Genomic DNA, 676 nt, shown 5'->3' with positions numbered 1-676 from the left:
CCCGAGCGTGAGTCCTGGCGTCTTGCATTCGGCCTGACCGCTTCTCTCGTCTGGTTGTACGTCGAGATTCTGCGTGTTCTCATGTACCTGGCAAGCATCTTTAGCAACGACTAAAGCTCGTTATGAGGCGGCGGTACCGTGATGGTGCCGCCGCCTTTGCCGCTTTACTTCCCCGATGTATCGAGGCGCAGGGGAGGGGCCACAACATCACCACATACTACCTCCGCTGGGGTAGCCGAAGCTGCCCCGCGCGGGCGCGATACCGATAACGATTTGGAGACACCGTGAAAATTACACCTATTGCAGAAGAACAAGTAGCCGAGGAGGAGCGCGGCTACCGGGTGCCTTTTGCTATGGAAGTTGCCGGTGCTTGGGCGTGGCGCATCATTATGATTGCCGGTGCCGGTTGGGTCCTTTGGAAAAGCCTGGGACACGTCTCCCTGCTGGTTATTTCTCTTCTGGTGGCTCTGCTGTTGGCGGCTCTGCTGAGCCCCGCCGTGATGCTTCTGCGTAAGAAGGGTGTTCGTGCCGGTGGCGCGGCGGCTATTGCCGAAATCGGTATGATTCTGGTGCTCGCCGGTATTATTTCGCTGACCGGTCAGCAGATTCTACGCGGTTTTGTGTCCATGGCGGATAATGCAATGCAGGGCTACCAGCGGCTGATTGGTTGGCTGAA

1 protein-coding gene and 1 pseudogene are annotated in these 676 nt (G+C 57.7%); both read left to right on the top strand.

Annotation, left to right across the window (positions count from 1 at the left end):
* Nucleotides 1-114: Bax inhibitor-1/YccA family protein (locus tag O3648_RS08465; RefSeq protein ID WP_371569611.1), on the top strand; the 114-nt coding region annotated here is incomplete at its 5' end.
* Nucleotides 115-284: 170 nt separating this feature from the next.
* Nucleotides 285-676: pseudogene (locus O3648_RS08460) on the top strand (AI-2E family transporter); the annotation flags it as partial.

The sequence above is a fragment of the Rothia sp. 27098_8_161 genome, from assembly GCF_041432905.1.
Taxonomy (GTDB): Bacteria; Actinomycetota; Actinomycetes; order Actinomycetales; family Micrococcaceae; genus Rothia.
The sequence above is the reverse complement of the archived record's forward strand: the minus strand, read 5'-3'. Positions and strand labels throughout refer to the sequence as shown.